Source organism: Gillisia sp. Hel_I_29, from assembly GCF_000744275.1.
In the GTDB taxonomy this organism is placed as follows: domain Bacteria; phylum Bacteroidota; class Bacteroidia; order Flavobacteriales; family Flavobacteriaceae; genus Gillisia.
In genome coordinates this window covers 1,464,768-1,482,713 of record NZ_JQLP01000005.1, presented here as the reverse complement: position 1 = coordinate 1,482,713, position 17,946 = coordinate 1,464,768, and the positions used below count along the sequence as shown (strand labels likewise).

Here is a 17,946-nt window from a genome sequence, read left to right as displayed (position 1 = left end):
ATAAATACTCGCAAACACTTAGATTTACTTCAACTCCTTTATACCATTAAGTAGTACTTCTCTCATAGCTTTAGATTTCAGCAGACATTCTTCATATTCCTTTTGAGGAATAGATTTAGCTGTAATAGCACCTCCCACAGAAAATGATACATAATTAGAATTAGCATTAAACAGAATACTTCTTATTACTACATTGAAATCAAAATCTCCTTCTGGAGTAAAATATCCTACTGCGCCGCTATATAAGCCTCTTTTTGAAACTTCCAACTCTTCTATGATCTTCATTGCTGAAATTTTAGGAGCTCCGGTCATACTTCCCATCGGGAAAGTAGAACGCAAGACTTTCACAGGTGGAATTCCATCTGCAAGCTCAGAAGTTACAGTTGAGATCATTTGGTGTACCTGCCTGAATGAATAGATCTTACATAGTTCTTCTACCTTTACACTTCCTTTTTTTGCGGTATGAGAAAGATCGTTCCTTACAAGATCTACGATCATAATATTTTCTGAACGTTCTTTTAGATCTTCTTCTAATTCTTTAGCAATGCGTAGATCTATAGTTTCATTCTCATCGCGCCTTGCAGTCCCTTTAATGGGTTGTGAGATGATCTTATTTCCTTTTTTCTGAAGATATCTTTCCGGAGATGCAGAAAGCAAATAGTTATTTTCCCATTTAAAAAAGGTAGCAAATGGAGATAGTGATAGTGCATTTAGATCTTTAAAAACCTGAAATGGTTCTATGCTCGTATCTTCTAGATAAAATTCTTGGCAGAAATTAGCCTCATAGATATCGCCCCTATGTATATGAGCCAAAAGTTCCTGTATTCTTTCTAAATATTGAGATGGAGATATTCGAGATTGAATTTCCCCTTTTTGAGAAGTAGCAGCTCTTTTAAGGGTATTAATTTCTAATTTATGTATTTCTTTAAAATCAGAATCCATCTCATCGTCCACTATTCTTAGATATTGAAATTCAACCTCATTATTTTTTATAAAGATCAACTTTTGAGGTTGAAAAAAGTAAAGCTCAGGAAAGTCTAGAAGATCTAAATTATTAGATTTTAGCTGTTCTACATCATTTTTTAGATCATAAGAGAGATACCCAAAGATCCAATCTTTCGTGGTTTGTTGATATTCCTGAAGTTTATCAAAGGCATGTACATAGTCTGTTTTAATAAGGGTGAATGCCTGCAGTGCTAAAACTGCATCAAAACGACTATGATTCTGTTGATAATTATTACTATCTAACCAAGTTATCTCATCATAGTGCTTACTCCACTCTAAAAGCTGTTGCTTAAAAAGATGAATATTAGCAACTTCATATTTCTTTACACTTCGCAATTATCCATCAATTTCATGAGAGAAAGTTGTTAAAACATCTTCTATTCCCATATTCAACACTTCATTTATAACACTCTCATTTTCAAAATTTTCATTGAAAGAAGGAAAGCTAAAACTTTCTATTACCTGCCCTCCAAATCTTGGGAAAATTCCTTTGGTATATTCTAATGCAGAAGACGCACCACGAATACCTGGTGAGGTACTCATTAACAAGATCTTTTTATTGCTTAGAAAATTTCTATCCAATCTTGAAAGCCAATCTATGATATTTTTAAAAAAAGAAGAAACAGATCCGTTGTGCTCATTAACAGCAATAACTAAAGCATCGTGTTCTTCAATAAGGTTTTTAATGATGCGAATATCTATTGGAAATCCGCTTTTTAGCTCTACATCTGCACTGTACATAGGGATCTCAAAATCTCTTAAATTAATAACTTTAACCTCATGACCCTGAATCCTATTGGCCACATGAGTTACTAATCTCTGATTAATAGAAATACTACTACTTGAGCCTGCAAAGGCAAGAATTTTTTTCATAGCTCTTTAATTGAATTCAAAAATACCTAAAATTAAAAGAGTATGAGACTAATAATAGCATAGAGAAGAATTCAAAGGTGCCTAATTATAAACAAGATAATCGGGATAAATAGTATTATAAATGTACAGTCTCCAATTTTCTGCACGCTTTTTAGTTGAAACCTGCGCTGCAAAACCTACCTTTGCAGTTAATAAAAACCTCATCTTGTGACTTTTCAGGATCTTAATTTAAATACTCCTCTGCTTAATGCTTTAGAGGATCTAAAATTCGAAACCCCTACTCCTATTCAGGAACAGGCATTTTCTACCATTATGTCTGGTAAAGATGTGGTGGGTATCGCGCAAACCGGTACCGGGAAAACCTTTGCTTATATGTTGCCTATCTTACGCATGCTTAAATATTCTGAGCAAAAGAATCCGCGTATCTTGGTAATGGTGCCTACCAGAGAATTGGTAGTACAAGTGGTGGAAGAAATTGAAAAGCTTGCAGCATACATTAATGTGAGAGTTGCAGGAGTTTATGGTGGTGTAAATATAAATACGCAACATCAAGATCTATTGCAAGGACAAGATATTGTTGTTGCTACCCCAGGACGTTTGTACGATCTTGTTATAAGAAGAGCGGTTCAATTAAAGTCTATTCAGAAATTGGTGATAGATGAAGTTGATGTTATGTTAGATCTTGGATTTAGATTTCAGATCAACAATATCTTAGAATTAATACCGGATAATCGTCAGAATATTATGTTCTCTGCAACCATGACAGAGGCGGTAGAAGAGTTGATAGATGCCAATTTTAAAACTCCTGAAAAAATATCGGTTGCAATTAGTGGTACTCCATTAGATAATATCGAGCAACGCGGGTATAAAATTCCAAATTTTCATACAAAGGCGAATTTCTTAAAGGAGTTGCTAAAAGATAAGGAGACTTATTCTAAGGTTTTGATTTTTGTAGGTTACAAAAAGTTAGCAGATAGATTGTTCGAGATCTTAAATCTCGAATTTGAAGAAGAATGTACTATAATCCACTCCAATAAAAGTCAGAATTATAGATTACGAAGTATCCGTCAGTTTGGAGATGGTTTTTGTCGAATTTTAGTGGCTACAGATGTAATGGCACGTGGACTCGATATTGAGCATGTTTCTCATGTTATAAACTTTGACACTCCAGAATATCCTGAAAACTATATGCACCGTATTGGTAGAACCGGCCGTGCAGAAAGACAAGGAATCTCTTTTCTTTTAACTACTGAAAAGGAAGAAGAAAACCTTGAGAAGATCCAAACCTTGATGAGAATGGAAGTTCCGCAATTTGAACTTCCCGAAAGTGTTGAAGTATCTACTATATTGATTCCCGAAGAACAACCAAAAGTTTTTGAGATCAATAATCCTAATAAGAATGAGGACGCTCCGGGGCCTGCTTTTCACGAAAAGAGCGCAAAGAATCAGAAGGTAAATTTAGGAGGTTCTTATAGAAGAGAGATCGCCAAAAAATATAAGAAGCCAAAAACTCGAGGAGACAAGAATTACAACAAGCGCAATAAGAAATAGTCTTTCATAAAACTTCGTTCTATGTATAGTTTAGAGAATAAAAAACTAAGCTTAAAAGTAAAACCTACAGGAGCAGAATTGTGCTCTATTATCAATAAGGAAAACGGATTGGAACATATCTGGCAAGGAGATCCAAATATTTGGAAAGGTCATGCCCCTGTTCTATTTCCAATTGTAGGCAATCTTAAAGATGATGAATTTATTTTTGAAGGCAACGCTTATTCTATGCCTCGTCATGGAATCTTTAGACATAGCGATGCTATAGAACTTATTGAGCAAACAAAAGATCGCTTAACCTTTAGTTTTAAATATTCTGAAGAAACTTTAAAACAATATCCCTTTAAGTTCGAATTTCAACTAAGTTACATTCTGAATGAGAATACCGTTGAAGTAAAACATGGAGTTATCAATCTAGATAGCAAACCAATGTATTTCTCTGTTGGCGCTCATCCAGCTTTCAATCTTCCGCTATTCGAAGGTGAAGAATATCAAGATTATTATCTGGAATTTGATAAGAAATTACATCTTAAAACTCACCTTTTAAGTCCGGAAGGCTTGGTTTCAGAAGAAACAGAAGAGATTATTTCTGATAGCGAAACAATACAATTACATAAAGATCTTTTTTTAAAAGATGCATTGATCTTTAAAGATATCAGCTCTAAAAAGGTTGTTTTGATGAGTAAGCAGCATGGACCAGTTCTAGAAGTTACTTATCCAGATTTTAAGAATTTAGGCTTGTGGTCAAAACCGGGAGCAGATTATGTGTGTATAGAACCTTGGTTAGGAATAGCCGATGGAGTAAATACCAAGAAGGATCTAAAAACAAAAGAAGACATTAATAAATTAATGCCTTCTGAAACTTTTAATGCTTCCTATTCGATCGCTATCAAATAGCAGCGTTTATAGATTTAACTTCTGGTTTTCTTTTTTGCTGCTTTTGCTGCGCGTTTCTCTTTTAAATTCAACGTAGGTTCTTTCTTTGCTGAATTTTTTGAAGGAGATTTTTCTTTAGCCATGATTTCTGTTTTATTACAGTTATATAGAATAAATGTAAGAAAACTTAAGTTACAAACTTCAATTTTTTATATCCTTTATGCAACTCTGGCTTCCGCTTCATTATCCTTGTAGATCCAAGTTAGAATAAAAGTTGCAATCCTTCCAACTAAGAATACTAACCAACCAAAAAGTGGAGCCAATAATGCGACTTTAATTCCGCCGGCAAATGAGGCCGCGTTTACATTATCAAGGCTTTCGAAAGCATCAAAAACCTGAATTAAACCAATTAGCTGCGTAAATAAACCAATGACCAATGCTAACAATGCAATTTGATTAACTAAGGAGACGTATTTCTTAAAGCTGAAATAATCAGATCTTAGTTTTACTGAGGCTTTGAAAATTAGAAAAATCATTAGTAAAAAACTAATTAAGATAAGACTCATAGGTAAAATTCCCCCTTCCGCCATTCTATCACCAACTACTGAAAGAAAAACGGTGCTTTTAAAAAACATAACTAATTTAAGACTTAACATATGATTGAGTTTTAGGATTATTTCAGCTAAACTATTGGATAAACTCACCTTCAAGATAAATTTGCGATGAACTACGAAATTAGAACTGCTTTCTACAAGAAATAATTAGATCCCAACACTTAAAATTCAGAAACGGTTAAAAACAGTTGCTTAAGGGTTATTCATCGCAAAAGTTTGAGGTTTTAAATATAAAGAGGCATATTTAATAAATATATGCAACTCCTTAGATTTCTTAAATATTTTGGTAAAAAAATGCTCATCCACGGAATTCTGTGGATTGCGGTGCTCTTATTTTTTAGTGTATTCTTTGGTGTAGAAGGAGCTAGTTTCTCAAGCGTTTTGCAATTTTCACTCTATCTTCTGCCAATAACAATTTTCACCACCTATGCTTTTGTCTATTATATTATTCCGAAATTTTTACTAAATCAGAAATATGTAAAATTTATATTTTATTCCATTTGCGCTGTTATCTTTTCTTGTGTTTATATCATTATTTCTACTTTTTACGGATTGGTTTTTCTCTCAAAAATGGATCTTGCCGGTAAATTTCCAATTTCCAAAAGTGTCTTTTTTATTATTATCGCTGTATATATAGTAGTTCTAATAGCTTGTGCCTTTACCCTACTTAAGAATTATTACGTTACACTTTCGGATAATAAAGAATTGAAAAATTCAATTTTACAGGGAGAGTTGCAGATAAAAGAGCAGCAACTGAAATATCTAAAAATGCAGATTCATCCTCATTTTTTGTTCAACACCTTGAACACCTTGTATGCTTTTGCATTGCATAAAAATGAAAAAACACCCGAGATGATCCTACAATTATCCAATTTGCTAGATTACATTATATATCAAACTCAAAAGCCTCATGTTTTTCTAGCTGATGAAATTAAACACCTGCAAGATTTTATTGAAATGGAAAAGAACCGGTTTCAAGATAAATTATATATAAATTTTACTACCAAAGGAATCTCAGAATACACGCAAATTCCGCCGATGTTGTTTCTACCATTTTTGGAAAATAGCTTTAAACACGGCAAAGATGAAAGCGGTAATCTTAAAATTGACATGAAGCTTATTCAGGATAAAACCGATCTATTTTTCGAAATTATAAATTCCAAAAGTCCTAAAGAAATGCAAGAAGCATCTATAGAAAATGATAAAGGTATCGGATTGGAGAATGTAAAGCAGCGGCTGGATCTTTTGTTTAAAAACAAGCATAGCTTAAAGATCGACGACAAAGCACATGAGTTTAAAGTTAATTTGAAACTTCAATTAACAGAAAAAAAATGAACGATAAAATTCGCTGTTTATTGGTTGACGATGAGCCTATGGCAATCGATATTTTAAAAACACATCTTTCGAAGATCAAAAAAGTGAATATTGTTGGCACTTGCAACAATGCTACGGAGGCATTTAATCTTATTAGTATCGAACAAATAGATCTAATCTTCCTTGATATCAATATGCCTGGCATCTCCGGAATTTCATTCGCCAAGACCATCAATTCATCAATTAAAATAATTTTCACCACCGCTTATAGAGAATATGCTGTAGACGGTTTTGATCTTCACGCAGTAGATTATCTTTTAAAACCCATTTCTTACGAGCGATTACTGGATGCCATAACCAATTATTCAAACGTCCACCAAAAGTCTTCTTCCCAAATTTTAGAAAATGAAGAAGCATTACGTTTTATTTTTATTCGGGTAGATCGAAGAATGGTAAAAATTATATTTGAAGATATCCTTTGTATTGAAAGTCTAAGCGATTATCTAAAGATCCATCTTCAGAATAAAGAAGTTCTAGTTGTAAGAGAAACTATTACGAACATTTCTGAAAAACTGCCTTCACAAGAATTTTTGAGGATCCATAGATCTTTTATTATTAATACTTCTAAGATTGATTCGTACAATAATGAAGAAATTTTAATTGAAGGGAGATCATTACCTTTAAGTAGGAGTTATAAAGAGCAAGTACTCAATTATCTAAATAATTTCCAATAAAAAACCCCAACGATCTAAGATCATTAGGGTTTTAATTTTTTTAAAGGGGTCTATGACCCTAGATGTGCATTGCTCTATCATTGGCTGCCATGGCAGCTTCTTTTACAGCTTCAGCATACGTTGGATGTGCATGACTCATTCTTGCAATATCTTCAGCAGACGCTCTAAATTCCATTGCAGTTACAGCTTCCGTGATAAGATCGGCAACACGAGCTCCAATCATATGAACTCCTAAAACCTCATCGGTCTTTGCATCTGTTAATATTTTTACCAATCCGTCGGTATCTCCACTAGCACGAGATCTACCTAAAGCTCTCATTGGGAATTTTCCCTCTTTATAATCTACACCAGCTTCCTTAAGTTCTTCTTCAGTTTTACCAACTGCAGCAACTTCTGGCCATGTATAAACAACTCCGGGAATAAGGTTATAATCTATATGTGGTTTTTGTCCCGCGATCAATTCAGCAACCATAGTTCCTTCCTCTTCCGCTTTGTGAGCTAACATTGCTCCTCTTACAACATCACCAATCGCATAGATATTCTTTACATTGGTTTGTAAATAATCGTTCACAGAGATCATTCCGCGCTCTCCAATTTCAACTCCGGCAGCATCGGCATTTAATCCATCTGTAAATGGTCTTCTTCCTACAGAAACCAAACAGTAATCTGCAGTAAATTCAACTTCATTTCCTTTTTTATCATCAGCCTTCACAATAACCTCATCGCCATTGCGCTCTACAGATTTTACTTTGTGACTTACATTGATGTTCATTCCTTGTTTCTTAAGAACTTTATTCAGTTCTCTTGAAAGTGCAGAATCCATAGTAGGGATAATTCTATCCATATATTCTACCACAGTAACTTCTGAACCTAAACGGCTATACACCTGCCCAAGTTCCAACCCGATAACTCCACCTCCAATAACCACTAATTTCTTAGGGATCTCTTTCAGTTTTAAAGCTTCAGTAGAAGTGATGATTCTTTCTTTATCTATTTTGATAAAAGGTAACGTTGAAGGCTTAGAACCTGTAGCTATAATTACATTCTTAGCTTCAATAGTTTCACTTTCACCTTCCGTTTTATCAATGTTAATGTGGGTAGCATCTTTAAAAGATCCAATCCCTTCAAAAACATCAACTTTATTTTTATCCATCAGAAATTTTACCCCATCACAAGTTTGTTGAACCACAGCAGATTTTCTTTTCATCATCTGCTCTAAATTCACTTTTATCTCTCCTGGAATATCTATACCATGCTCTTCAAAATGCTTTACAGCATCGTCGTAGTGGTGAGAAGAATCCAGTAAAGCTTTACTTGGAATGCATCCTACATTTAAACAAGTTCCACCAAGGGTAGAATATTTTTCAATGATCGCAGTTTTTAATCCTAGTTGTGCGCAGCGTATGGCAGCCACGTATCCACCGGGACCAGATCCAATAATTACTACATCATATGTACTCATAATTATATTTTTTTTTAAACCGAAAACAAAAGTACGACTATTCTCGGCAATGACCAATCTGCAGAAATCCTGATTTATGAGTTTTTTCTATACAGGAATGGCCGTTGTACTTTTTACCGGACTTATAATAAAAGTACTCTGTGTACTCCCAATATGCTCCAAAGCGGTAAGTTTTGTCACCATAAATTCTCGGTATGCTTCCATATCTCTCACCAAGATCTTTAAGATATAATCATACTCTCCACTTACATGATAACATTCTAAAACTTCGGGAAGTTTCTCCACCTCGGCTTCAAATTTCAACATATAAGATTTGGTATGCTGAATGAGTTTTATCTGGCAGAAAACCATAAAACTCTTCTCTACTCCTGCCGGATTTATAAGCGCCACGTATTTTGAAATTACGTCATTTTTCTCTAACCTCTTAATCCTTTCAAAAATAGCAGTAACAGAGAGATTGAGATTGTTGGAGAGCTCCTTGTTAGTGATCTTACTATCTAATTGTAAATGCTGAAGGATCTTTTTATCTATAGGATCTAATTTCATAAACTGATGTTTTTTCGCTTTACCAATCTAAAATTAAAATATTGAAGATTAATATTCTGCAATTTATCAAATTATTAGATTTATTTACTGAATAATTGTATACCTATTGATTTTCTTTCAAATATCCACTTCATTTGATAGTATCATAAAATATATCAAGATGAAATATAAACCTGCAGATCATATTCAAGACCTTCAATATTTTGGAGAATTTGGTGGAGTGAATCCTTCCATTTCAGACTCATCTACTTATACCTTCCTTTCGGCAAAGACCATGTTCGACACCTTTGAAGGAAATGCAGATGGTTGTTATTTATATTCCAGACACTCTTCTCCTTCCAATTTATATTTAGGTGAAGCTTTAGCTGCTATGGAAGGTACAGAAACTGCAAATGTTGCTGCTTCTGGAATGGGCGCTATTACCTCTGCAATTTTACAATTATGCAAAGCAGGAGATCACATAGTTTCCAGTAGAACTATATATGGAGGTACTTATGCCTTTTTAAAGAACTTTACTCCGGGTTTCAACATTCAAACTTCTTTTGTAGACATCACCAAACTAGATGTTGTTGAAGCTGCTATTACAAAAGATACAAAAGTGATATTCTGTGAATCTGTAAGTAACCCATTATTAGAAGTTGCCGATATTGCGGGACTTTCTAAGATCGCGAAAAAACACGGATTAGTATTAATAGTTGATAATACCTTCTCTCCTCTTTCTATTACTCCGGGAGAATTAGGTGCAGATGTAATTTTACACAGTTTAACCAAATTCATCAATGGTAGTAGTGATACCGTAGGTGGAGTAACCTGTGGAACTCAAGATTTTATCAATGCGCTTAGAAGTGTGAACGATGGAGCTAATATGCTATTAGGACCAACAATGGATAGTATGCGCTCTGCTTCAATTTTGAAAAACATGAGAACGCTTCATATCCGTATGAAACAACACAGCAAGAACGCAATGTTCTTGGCACATAAATTTCAAGAAGATGGTTTTAGAACGGTTTATCCGGGATTGCCATCTCACCCAAGTCATGAGTTATATAAAACCATGATGAATCCCGATTACGGTTTTGGAGGAATGTTAACCATAGATGTTGGCAGTATAGATAAAGCCAATGAATTAATGGAATTAATGCAAGAACGCAATTTAGGATACTTGGCTGTAAGTCTTGGATTCTATAAAACCTTGTTTAGTGCTCCGGGAAGTTCAACTTCTTCTGAAATTCCGTTAGAAGAACAAAAAGAAATGGGCTTAAGCGATGGGTTGATACGATTTTCTATAGGATTAGATAATGATATTGAAAGAACGTATCAGATGATGAGAAAATGCATGAAAGAGGTAGGTCTTTTAAAAACCGAGCATGCATAATTAGTTGAAATTTTATAAATTATGATAAAGGGGAATTTTGGCAATTAGGCTAAAGTTCCCTTTTTGCTTTTTATGATTATTTTGATCTAATGCGTTACAACTTTTAAAATTCTGTATAATTTGGGAATAAACCGCTGCTTTAAGCAAAGAACTTCATTTTAGGACTTGCCAAATATGCCTTAAAATCGTAACATTACGATCCGAAAAAAGAATCACTTAATGGAAGACCAGAGCAAAACCTCGAAAAATGACCCTGTAATTATCAATAAAGAACTTAGTATAGGAGAAGCATTGATCCCGGTATTTGCTTTAATTGGGATGCTTGCTTTTAATGTTTATGTATTTGGAGATGATGCCTTAAGCGGCTCAAATCAGTTCATTTTATTATTGGGAGGTGCTGTTGCAGCAATAGTTGGAATTTCGAATAAAGTGAAATTTGACAAGATGATAGATGAAGTATCCAACAACATCCAAAGTACTGCCGGTGCCATCCTAATCTTACTTATGGTAGGTGCTCTAGCAGGAACATGGATGATGAGTGGTATTATTCCAACTATGATCTATTACGGACTTCAGATCTTGAATCCTACAATATTTTTACCTGCCTGCGTAGTAATCTGTTCTATTATATCTGTGGCTACAGGAAGTAGCTGGACAACCTCTGCTACTGTAGGTATAGCTCTTATTGGTATTGCAAATGCACTTGGGATTTCTCCGGGAATGACGGCTGGTGCCATCTTATCTGGTGCCTACTTTGGAGATAAGATCTCCCCATTAAGCGATACTACCAATCTAGCTCCCGCAATGGCAGGAACAGATCTTTTTACACATATTAAATACATGTTATACACTACGGTTCCAACCGTGGTAGTAACTCTTATCATTTTTATTATAATTGGTTTGAATATAGACGTTTCTGGTAATACAGATACTTCAGCAATACTTAGCAGCATAGATTCGTCTTTTTATATCACCCCTTGGTTATTTTTAGTTCCGGCAATTGTTATTTTTCTTATCGTTAAAAAAACATCCCCTCTTATAGCATTACTTATAGGAACATTACTGGGAGCTGTAGCAGCTTTTATCTTTCAGCCAGAAATCATTAGACAGATCTCTGGAGCAGATAATCTAGATTTTGTTTCAGGATATAAAGGTATCATGCAGGCAATTACAGTAGATACCTCTGTGGTTACAGATAACGAAAATTTAAACGACCTATTCTCTTCTGGAGGTATGGCTGGAATGTTAGATACCATTTGGTTGATTCTTTGTGCTATGGTATTTGGCGGAATAATGGAAGCCATTGGTGCTTTGTCTAGAATTAGTGCTGCACTCTTAAATCTTTTTCACACCACCTTCGGTCTTTTTGCAAGTACCGTTATTAGTTGTTTAGCACTAAATGCAACAGCTTCCGATCAATACCTTGCTATTGTGGTTCCAGGAAAGATGTTCGCAAAGGCTTACAGAGAGAAAGGCTTGGCACCAGAAAACTTAAGTAGAACCTTAGAAGATTCTGGTACGGTAACTTCTGTGTTGGTGCCATGGAATACCTGTGGAGCCTATCATAGTGGAGTGCTAGGTGTCCCTACCCTATCTTATGCAGGGTATGCCTTCTTTAACTATTTAAGTCCGTTTATGACCTTATTATTTGCTGCATTCAGTATTAAAATAAGACAGATCGCTACTACTGCAAAAACAGCTTAAACACAATACAACTGGAAATAGAAAAATTTAAAATAGAAAATATCTATTCATATTTCTGCACGCTATAATCAAATACTATTGTGTAATAAGAAATAAAAATTCGGTTTGCTATGATGCAGGGAAGCATTTTATATTTTTGCAGCAGAAAATAAATAATAACATAAATACATATTATATGGCTTTAGTAGGAAGAAAATTCCCGAATTTAAGTGTAAACGCAATGAATGAAATGGGCGATACCTTCAAGTTGAACATCCTTGAAGAAGCTCAAAAAAATAAGAAAAAAGTTTTATTATTCTGGTACCCAAAAGATTTCACTTTTGTTTGTCCAACAGAATTACACGCTTTTCAAGCTTCTTTAAAAGAATTTGAAAAGAGAAATGTAATGGTTGTAGGAGCATCATGTGATACTCCAGAAGTACATTTCGCATGGTTAAATACTGCAAAAGATAATGGAGGAATTGAAGGTGTAACATACCCAATACTTGCAGATTCTAATAGAAACTTAAGTTCACAACTAGGAATCTTAGATATTTCTAACGAACAGTATGATGAAGAAACTGGTGCTGTAACTGTAGAAGGTGATAACGTAACATACCGTGCAACCTATCTAATTGATGAAGATGGAAAGATCTTTCATGAAGCGGTGAATGATATGCCACTTGGGAGAAATGTAAATGAATTTATACGTTTGGTAGATGCTTATACGCACGTACAGGAAAAAGGTGAAGTATGTCCTGCAAACTGGGAAGAAGGAAAAGAAGCAATGAATGCAGATCGTGAAGGTGTGGCTTCGTACCTAAGTTTAAACTAAAAAATACTGTTATGGTTAAGGAATTAGAACAAGATAATTTGAATGAAGTTGTTGCAAACAACCAGACTGTTGTGGTTCAATACATGGCTGGATGGTGTGGAAACTGTCGCGTTATGAAACCTAAATTTAAGAAACTGGCAGGAGAGAATGAAGGTTCTACTTTCTTATTGGTAGATGCTGAAAAGTTTCCAGAGTCTCGTAAAATGGCTAAAGTAGATAACTTACCCACGTTTGCGACTTTTAAGAACGGAAGTTTAGTAAATCAAGTACAAACTAATAAGTTTGAACTTTTAAAAGATCTAGTAGATGAAGTTGCCAGTAATTAAGCATTTGCAACGTAATAACGATGCAGAAAAACTTCAGAACACTATAGACGTTTTGGAGAGTTTTACAGAACATAGATCTGTTTCTGATCAGGAGATGGATATAATTGGTGAGCTACTTACCAATCTATGCGGAGCTGTTGAAGTACACAAAATGATAGATAGCGGCGATTCTGAAATGGATGCAGCAAACAATTTTGTGAAGAAGGTTATGGGGTCTATAGATCGTTAATACCTTAGTATAAATAATGTAACAAAGGCTATTCTTTTCAACAAGAATAGCCTTTGTTGTTTTATGATAATTTTAGTAAATCCCTACGTGATAAGCATTAAATTTAGCTTTCAAACCAACTAACGTCAAAATAGCATGTCACAGATAACCTTAAAAGAACACAAAATTAATACCTACGGAAGTTTACCGGAAATGGGAGAAAAAGCACCACATTTTGAACTTGTGAAAAGCGATCTTTCATCTACAACGCTTAAAGATTTTAAAGGAAAAAGACTTATTCTGAATATTTTCCCTAGTATAGATACTAATGTTTGTGCAACTTCTGTTAGAAATTTTAATGAGCGTGCAGCAAAATTGAATAACACCGAAATCTTATGTATCTCTAGAGATCTTCCTTTTGCTCAAAAACGTTTTGTAGATGATGAAGGTTTGAATAATGTGACCAATTTATCTGATTTTAGACAAGGGGATTTTGGAAAAGATTACGGTGTAGAAATGATAGATGGACCTATGCATGGATTATTATCTAGAGCTGTAGTAGTATTAGATGAAGAAGGTGTTGTAATGCATAGTCAACAAGTACCAGAGATTTCTCAAGAGCCAGATTATCTATCTGCATTAAAAACTTTATTATAAATGAGGGATTCATACCTCGGAAAAAGAATAAGAGGAGGCGGTTATGCTATAAAAGGTGCATGGATACTATTAAAAAGTGAACATAGCATTCAAGTACAATTCTTTATGGGAATTGGAATTATCATTGCCGGAATTTATTTTGACATTACAAAAACAGAATGGTTGTTTCAGATCTTTGCTATAGGATTAGTGCTTAGCGTTGAAGGTTTGAATACCGCAGTAGAGGGAATTGCAGATTTTGTACATCCCGATATTCATACAAAAATTGGTTACATTAAAGATGTAGCCGCAGGAGCAGTATTATTTTCAGCAATAACAGCTTTTGTTATAGCCTGCATAATTTATCTACCTTACATCTTTCCAGATGTGAATTGGTAAAAATAATTGATATATAAAATATGAAACCCATTGAATTAATTTTTAATGGGTTTTTTGATAGGTTTAATGAACCATATAGTAATAGGCCTCTCCCAATGCTTCTCCAAAGAAATAAAATAAGAAGATAATTATTAGTGCAGAAGATATACTAACAAAGCGCTTGCGGTATTGCTTTTCTAATTGCATAAAAGCAGCAATATAAACATCTACAGCGATCATTATTAATAAAAGATAGATCATCGCTTATATTAGTATAAAAACGCCCCTATCAAGGTGCCCGATATTATTCCTGAAGTTAAACCGGTTAGCACTCCTATTAAAGGAGCACCAAAGAAATGGGCTAAAAATATTCCTATAAACGTACCACCAATTACACCAAAACATAATCCATAAGAAATGGTCCTTCTATTCTCTCTGAACTTTTTCATTTATGACAAACTATAACAGACGATAAAACAGAACTTAGGGGGAGTCTATTCTTGTCTCAACTGGGTAGGGACAGTTTATTCATATTAAAGCTGTGAAGATATTAACTTTATTTCGATAAACAATTATACTTTACTTAATTTCAATAGTTTAAAACATTTAAAAACTAACAGTTTTAATGAAGCCTGTTTTCTTAGTTTTCCAATAAAACAATTAAAACTCTTATTGTACTGCTATTTTCTTAAGCACTTTAATAACTCTATATTCTTTAATTCTTGCATCATATACTTCTTTATTAACGTAAATAGCTTCAACTACTTTTTCTTTAAGCTCTTCATAATTATTTTGAAGATCAAATTCAGAGTTTACAAAATCTAACCAGTAAAGTTTCTCTAATTTCCCATCCTCGCTCTTAATTTCAAATACCATGAATGTTTCTATCTTAATAGATTTTATGGTTCCTAAAATTCTAAATTCTTCTGTTTTATTTTTATCTGACACATTCCCTAGTGATGCTACTAAGGTTGGGCAAATAAAAGCCATTCTAGAACCTATGGTCTGTCCTAATTTTTCACCACTTTCTCCATCTAAACTATCAAGGTCTAAATCATAATCTTTAGAAAGTTGTGCTTTATAGTCTTTAGCACTTAACAGCAAGCATCCTCCAAGATCTTCTGTTGTTAATTTGGGATTTGAATCTTTAGCTTTTTGAACACATTCACAAGCATCCTGAGCGATCTTATCTACATAATCATAGTTATCTTGAGCTTGAGCAAGGCTAGCACTAATAAACAGGATTAAAAGGGTGAAATGCTTTTTCATAATTAAAAGGAGATTTAATAAAATTTATTTGATGAAAAAAGTTTAATAATATATAGGAAAGATTAGATAAAATAATAACTAAAAGAGCCTCTCTAATCACATGTAGAAGTTAGCACAGATCTTCCATCTTTCTCTACCATTTCAAAACCATTATCCAACATTGGCTTAAAACTTTTTCGTCCGGAAAATTGCCACAATAAGTAGCCATAATCGCATTGTGAGATATCGCCATTCTGATATTCGTTTTTCATCATAACTTTTAATTCTTCCCAAAACTCTTTCGGCGAGTGTATTAATATTATAATTGGATTAAATTCCGGATCTTCAAATTCTTGGTTATAAAATTGTTTAATACGCTTAGAACTTGGAAAACCATATTTTTTGGTTATATCTATTACTCTCTGAGTATGTAATGCATCTTGAGGATTAATATAGTACTTAAAAATTTTCCTAACCAAACTGTCTGAAGTAAAGCTTATTTCCTTTAAGGCTTCAGCTCTTAGAGAATCTGATAATGCTTCTACCCTATTCGTTTCACTTTTATCAAAGGTTTTGTAAAAGGTATATTCTCGTAATGTCTGATCATATCCATACATAAATTCCAGCTCCTCTACTAAAACCTCAATATCGGCTTTAAAAAGACTATCTTTTTGGGTTTGACAAAATGAGATAGCAGATAAAAGGAAAAAAGAAATTAGCAGTAGAATCTTCATTGAATGGGGTTCAAATTATTATGTATGTTCTTTAGTTCATGAATTAGTTAAAATGTAATGGACTTGTTATGAACTAACTGTAATCTTCAATTAGCCTTAAATATTTATTTCTTCCAACGCTAATTGGATAGAATATCACCAATAAAAGAGATATAGAATAGAGCGTTAGGAAAATACTATTAAGACCTACATAAAAAGTAAGTACAATTAAGAGGAGTTGAATCATGGCTAAAATTGGAACTATCCATTTATTTTTAGAAAAACCTGTTAGCTTCATTTTCTTAAGTTCTCCCTCGGAAATTGAAAATGCATATTTCTGACTCCTACACCAGTCTATTTTAGCATTCAAACTATAATTTCCTGGCTTTAGATCTAGCTCAAAAGATTTTCCATTCGCTACAGATCCAATAGGTTGATCATCTAAATAGAGACGAATATTTCGAGATCTATTAAGATATTCAGATCTTCTAATTACTATAAGTTTACTCACTTTATTACAATATAAATAAGGTTTCAATAAAAAAGAAATTTTAGATTAAAACTTAATCTAAAGAAAATTGATTTATAAACTATATTTTTTTACTGTAGCGATTTGCTAAATATATAGCTAATACTATAATAGTTAAGATCATTATGCCACCTAGTAACATCATAGATCTTCCCGATAATTCAATTGCCAAATAATTCATGTTTTTTCAATTTTAATATATAATCACTTCATCTTTTAATACCATCCTTAATCTTAAGATTAAGATTAAGATCCTTCTTCAACGTCAATGTTATTTCCTACCTCATTAAATGAAGATTTGAAACCAGATTCAAAATCTTGCCAGTCATATAACACCGTTAATAATAACATCGCAAAATACTACAAGGAAGAAAATTTTGCAATCTCTTCTAGCAATTTTAAAATTCATTATAAATTTTTAAAGTTTGCTAATTAAATTATTTCTTGAGCTGCGCAGATCCCTTACTCTTGAGGCACTCTTTTAAGGATCAATCTTATTTGTCCCATATGATTTGCTTGATGCTCCATTACATGGTACCATGCCCAATGATTGTTCATATCTGCTTTCCCCAATTTTGAATTGAGCCAAGTATCATCCTTTTCTTTTAATAATTTAAGGGTTTGCTTACGCATACTATCCCATTCTTTAAGATAATATTTAATAGGTTTTCCTTGAATTTGATTTTGAGCATCTTCTCCAAGTCTCAATGGCATCATCCAAACTGCTGCTTCTTCCTCTGTAAAAGTTCTATTTTCAAAAGTAAGTACCTGATAATACTTTTCTGTAGCCACCAAATGCATGATCATAGCCCCAACGCTATTTGCTTTATCATCTAATAAATAATCTACTGCATTTGTATCCATATCCTCTACGCTTTGCGTAATTCTCTCCTTAAGATCTTCCAGCATAGAAACCAAATTTCCCACCTGAGGTGTAAAACCTTTAGGGGCTTTGATATAATTCTGTGCTTGTGTGGATATACTGCTCACCAATAATAAGATTATAAATGAGAATTTAAACTTATAATTTTTCATATGTAGTT

22 protein-coding genes are annotated in these 17,946 nt (G+C 33.6%); 11 read left to right on the top strand and 11 right to left on the bottom strand.

The genetic code is table 11. The features are described from left to right. Window positions 1-24 precede the first annotated feature (24 nt). Both P163_RS11895 and P163_RS11890 read right to left on the bottom strand, forming a co-directional pair. Entirely contained in the window at window positions 25-1,341 is a 1,317-nt protein-coding gene (locus tag P163_RS11895; RefSeq protein WP_034891388.1) for an anthranilate synthase component I family protein, read from the bottom strand. Beyond that, the gene (locus P163_RS11890; RefSeq protein WP_034891386.1) at window positions 1,342-1,878 is read right to left on the bottom strand and encodes an NADPH-dependent FMN reductase; all 537 of its coding nucleotides are present in this window, start codon (window positions 1,876-1,878) and stop codon (window positions 1,342-1,344) included. It abuts the gene before it with no gap. Between the two features lie 207 nt (window positions 1,879-2,085). Between P163_RS11890 and P163_RS11885 the strand changes: the two genes are divergently transcribed. Together P163_RS11885 and P163_RS11880 are read left to right on the top strand one after the other, a co-directional pair. After that, entirely contained in the window at window positions 2,086-3,429 is a 1,344-nt protein-coding gene (locus tag P163_RS11885) for a DEAD/DEAH box helicase (RefSeq protein WP_034891384.1), read from the top strand. Between the two features lie 21 nt (window positions 3,430-3,450). Further along, entirely contained in the window at window positions 3,451-4,323 is an 873-nt protein-coding gene (locus tag P163_RS11880; RefSeq protein ID WP_034891381.1) for an aldose 1-epimerase family protein, read from the top strand. A 197-nt stretch (window positions 4,324-4,520) separates the two neighbouring features. On the opposite strand, the gene P163_RS11875 is transcribed toward P163_RS11880, so the two are convergent. Further along, entirely contained in the window at window positions 4,521-4,958 is a 438-nt protein-coding gene (locus tag P163_RS11875; RefSeq protein WP_034891378.1) for a MotA/TolQ/ExbB proton channel family protein, read from the bottom strand. Window positions 4,959-5,171: 213 nt separating this feature from the next. Here P163_RS11875 and P163_RS11870 point away from each other — a divergent pair, with 213 nt between their 5' ends. Further along, window positions 5,172-6,251: a sensor histidine kinase gene (locus tag P163_RS11870; protein WP_034891375.1), complete on the top strand. Its 1,080-nt coding sequence runs from the start codon at window positions 5,172-5,174 to the stop codon at window positions 6,249-6,251. Continuing rightward, on the top strand, window positions 6,248-6,964 hold the full coding sequence (locus P163_RS11865; RefSeq protein WP_034891372.1) for a LytR/AlgR family response regulator transcription factor: 717 nt from the start codon (window positions 6,248-6,250) through the stop codon (window positions 6,962-6,964). Before P163_RS11870 ends, P163_RS11865 begins: the two co-directional genes overlap by 4 nt. A gap of 58 nt (window positions 6,965-7,022) precedes the next feature. Here P163_RS11865 and lpdA read toward each other — a convergent pair whose 3' ends face one another. After that, window positions 7,023-8,426 (bottom strand): dihydrolipoyl dehydrogenase, encoded by a 1,404-nt coding sequence (gene lpdA, locus P163_RS11860; protein WP_034891369.1) that lies wholly within the window; start codon window positions 8,424-8,426, stop codon window positions 7,023-7,025. A gap of 87 nt (window positions 8,427-8,513) precedes the next feature. Further along, window positions 8,514-8,972, bottom strand: coding sequence for an Lrp/AsnC family transcriptional regulator (locus P163_RS11855; protein ID WP_034891366.1), 459 nt, complete (start codon window positions 8,970-8,972; stop codon window positions 8,514-8,516). A 160-nt stretch (window positions 8,973-9,132) separates the two neighbouring features. On the opposite strand from P163_RS11855, the gene P163_RS11850 reads away from it, so the two are divergent. From P163_RS11850 to P163_RS11820, 7 genes are all read left to right on the top strand, one after another. Next, window positions 9,133-10,347: an aminotransferase class I/II-fold pyridoxal phosphate-dependent enzyme gene (locus P163_RS11850; protein ID WP_034891363.1), complete on the top strand. Its 1,215-nt coding sequence runs from the start codon at window positions 9,133-9,135 to the stop codon at window positions 10,345-10,347. A gap of 219 nt (window positions 10,348-10,566) precedes the next feature. Then, window positions 10,567-12,051, top strand: coding sequence for a Na+/H+ antiporter NhaC (gene nhaC, locus P163_RS11845; protein ID WP_034891360.1), 1,485 nt, complete (start codon window positions 10,567-10,569; stop codon window positions 12,049-12,051). Between the two features lie 175 nt (window positions 12,052-12,226). Next, complete coding sequence (locus P163_RS11840) at window positions 12,227-12,865, top strand: peroxiredoxin (RefSeq protein ID WP_034891358.1); 639 nt, start codon at window positions 12,227-12,229, stop codon at window positions 12,863-12,865. Between the two features lie 11 nt (window positions 12,866-12,876). After that, window positions 12,877-13,191, top strand: coding sequence for a thioredoxin family protein (locus P163_RS11835; protein ID WP_034891355.1), 315 nt, complete (start codon window positions 12,877-12,879; stop codon window positions 13,189-13,191). Then, window positions 13,172-13,420, top strand: a complete 249-nt coding sequence (locus tag P163_RS11830) for a DUF6952 family protein (protein ID WP_034891352.1) — start codon at window positions 13,172-13,174, stop codon at window positions 13,418-13,420. Before P163_RS11835 ends, P163_RS11830 begins: the two co-directional genes overlap by 20 nt. 135 nt (window positions 13,421-13,555) lie before the next feature. Next, the gene (gene tpx, locus P163_RS11825; RefSeq protein ID WP_034891350.1) at window positions 13,556-14,056 is read left to right on the top strand and encodes a thiol peroxidase; all 501 of its coding nucleotides are present in this window, start codon (window positions 13,556-13,558) and stop codon (window positions 14,054-14,056) included. Further along, complete coding sequence (locus tag P163_RS11820; RefSeq protein ID WP_034891348.1) at window positions 14,057-14,434, top strand: diacylglycerol kinase; 378 nt, start codon at window positions 14,057-14,059, stop codon at window positions 14,432-14,434. A 63-nt stretch (window positions 14,435-14,497) separates the two neighbouring features. On the opposite strand, the gene P163_RS18335 is transcribed toward P163_RS11820, so the two are convergent. The 6 genes from P163_RS18335 to P163_RS11795 form a co-directional block, all read right to left on the bottom strand. Continuing rightward, window positions 14,498-14,674 (bottom strand): hypothetical protein, encoded by a 177-nt coding sequence (locus P163_RS18335; RefSeq protein WP_156100700.1) that lies wholly within the window; start codon window positions 14,672-14,674, stop codon window positions 14,498-14,500. An 8-nt stretch (window positions 14,675-14,682) separates the two neighbouring features. Continuing rightward, window positions 14,683-14,862, bottom strand: a complete 180-nt coding sequence (locus tag P163_RS11815) for a hypothetical protein (RefSeq protein WP_034891347.1) — start codon at window positions 14,860-14,862, stop codon at window positions 14,683-14,685. Between the two features lie 220 nt (window positions 14,863-15,082). Further along, a complete protein-coding gene (locus P163_RS11810) occupies window positions 15,083-15,682 on the bottom strand; it encodes a hypothetical protein (protein WP_034891346.1) in 600 nt (199 codons plus the stop codon). A 92-nt stretch (window positions 15,683-15,774) separates the two neighbouring features. Further along, a complete protein-coding gene (locus P163_RS11805; protein ID WP_034891345.1) occupies window positions 15,775-16,395 on the bottom strand; it encodes a hypothetical protein in 621 nt (206 codons plus the stop codon). A 73-nt stretch (window positions 16,396-16,468) separates the two neighbouring features. Next, window positions 16,469-16,885 (bottom strand): hypothetical protein, encoded by a 417-nt coding sequence (locus P163_RS11800; protein ID WP_156100699.1) that lies wholly within the window; start codon window positions 16,883-16,885, stop codon window positions 16,469-16,471. 480 nt (window positions 16,886-17,365) lie between these two features. Further along, a complete protein-coding gene (locus P163_RS11795; protein ID WP_034891343.1) occupies window positions 17,366-17,938 on the bottom strand; it encodes a DinB family protein in 573 nt (190 codons plus the stop codon). Between the last annotated feature and the right edge of the window lie 8 nt (window positions 17,939-17,946).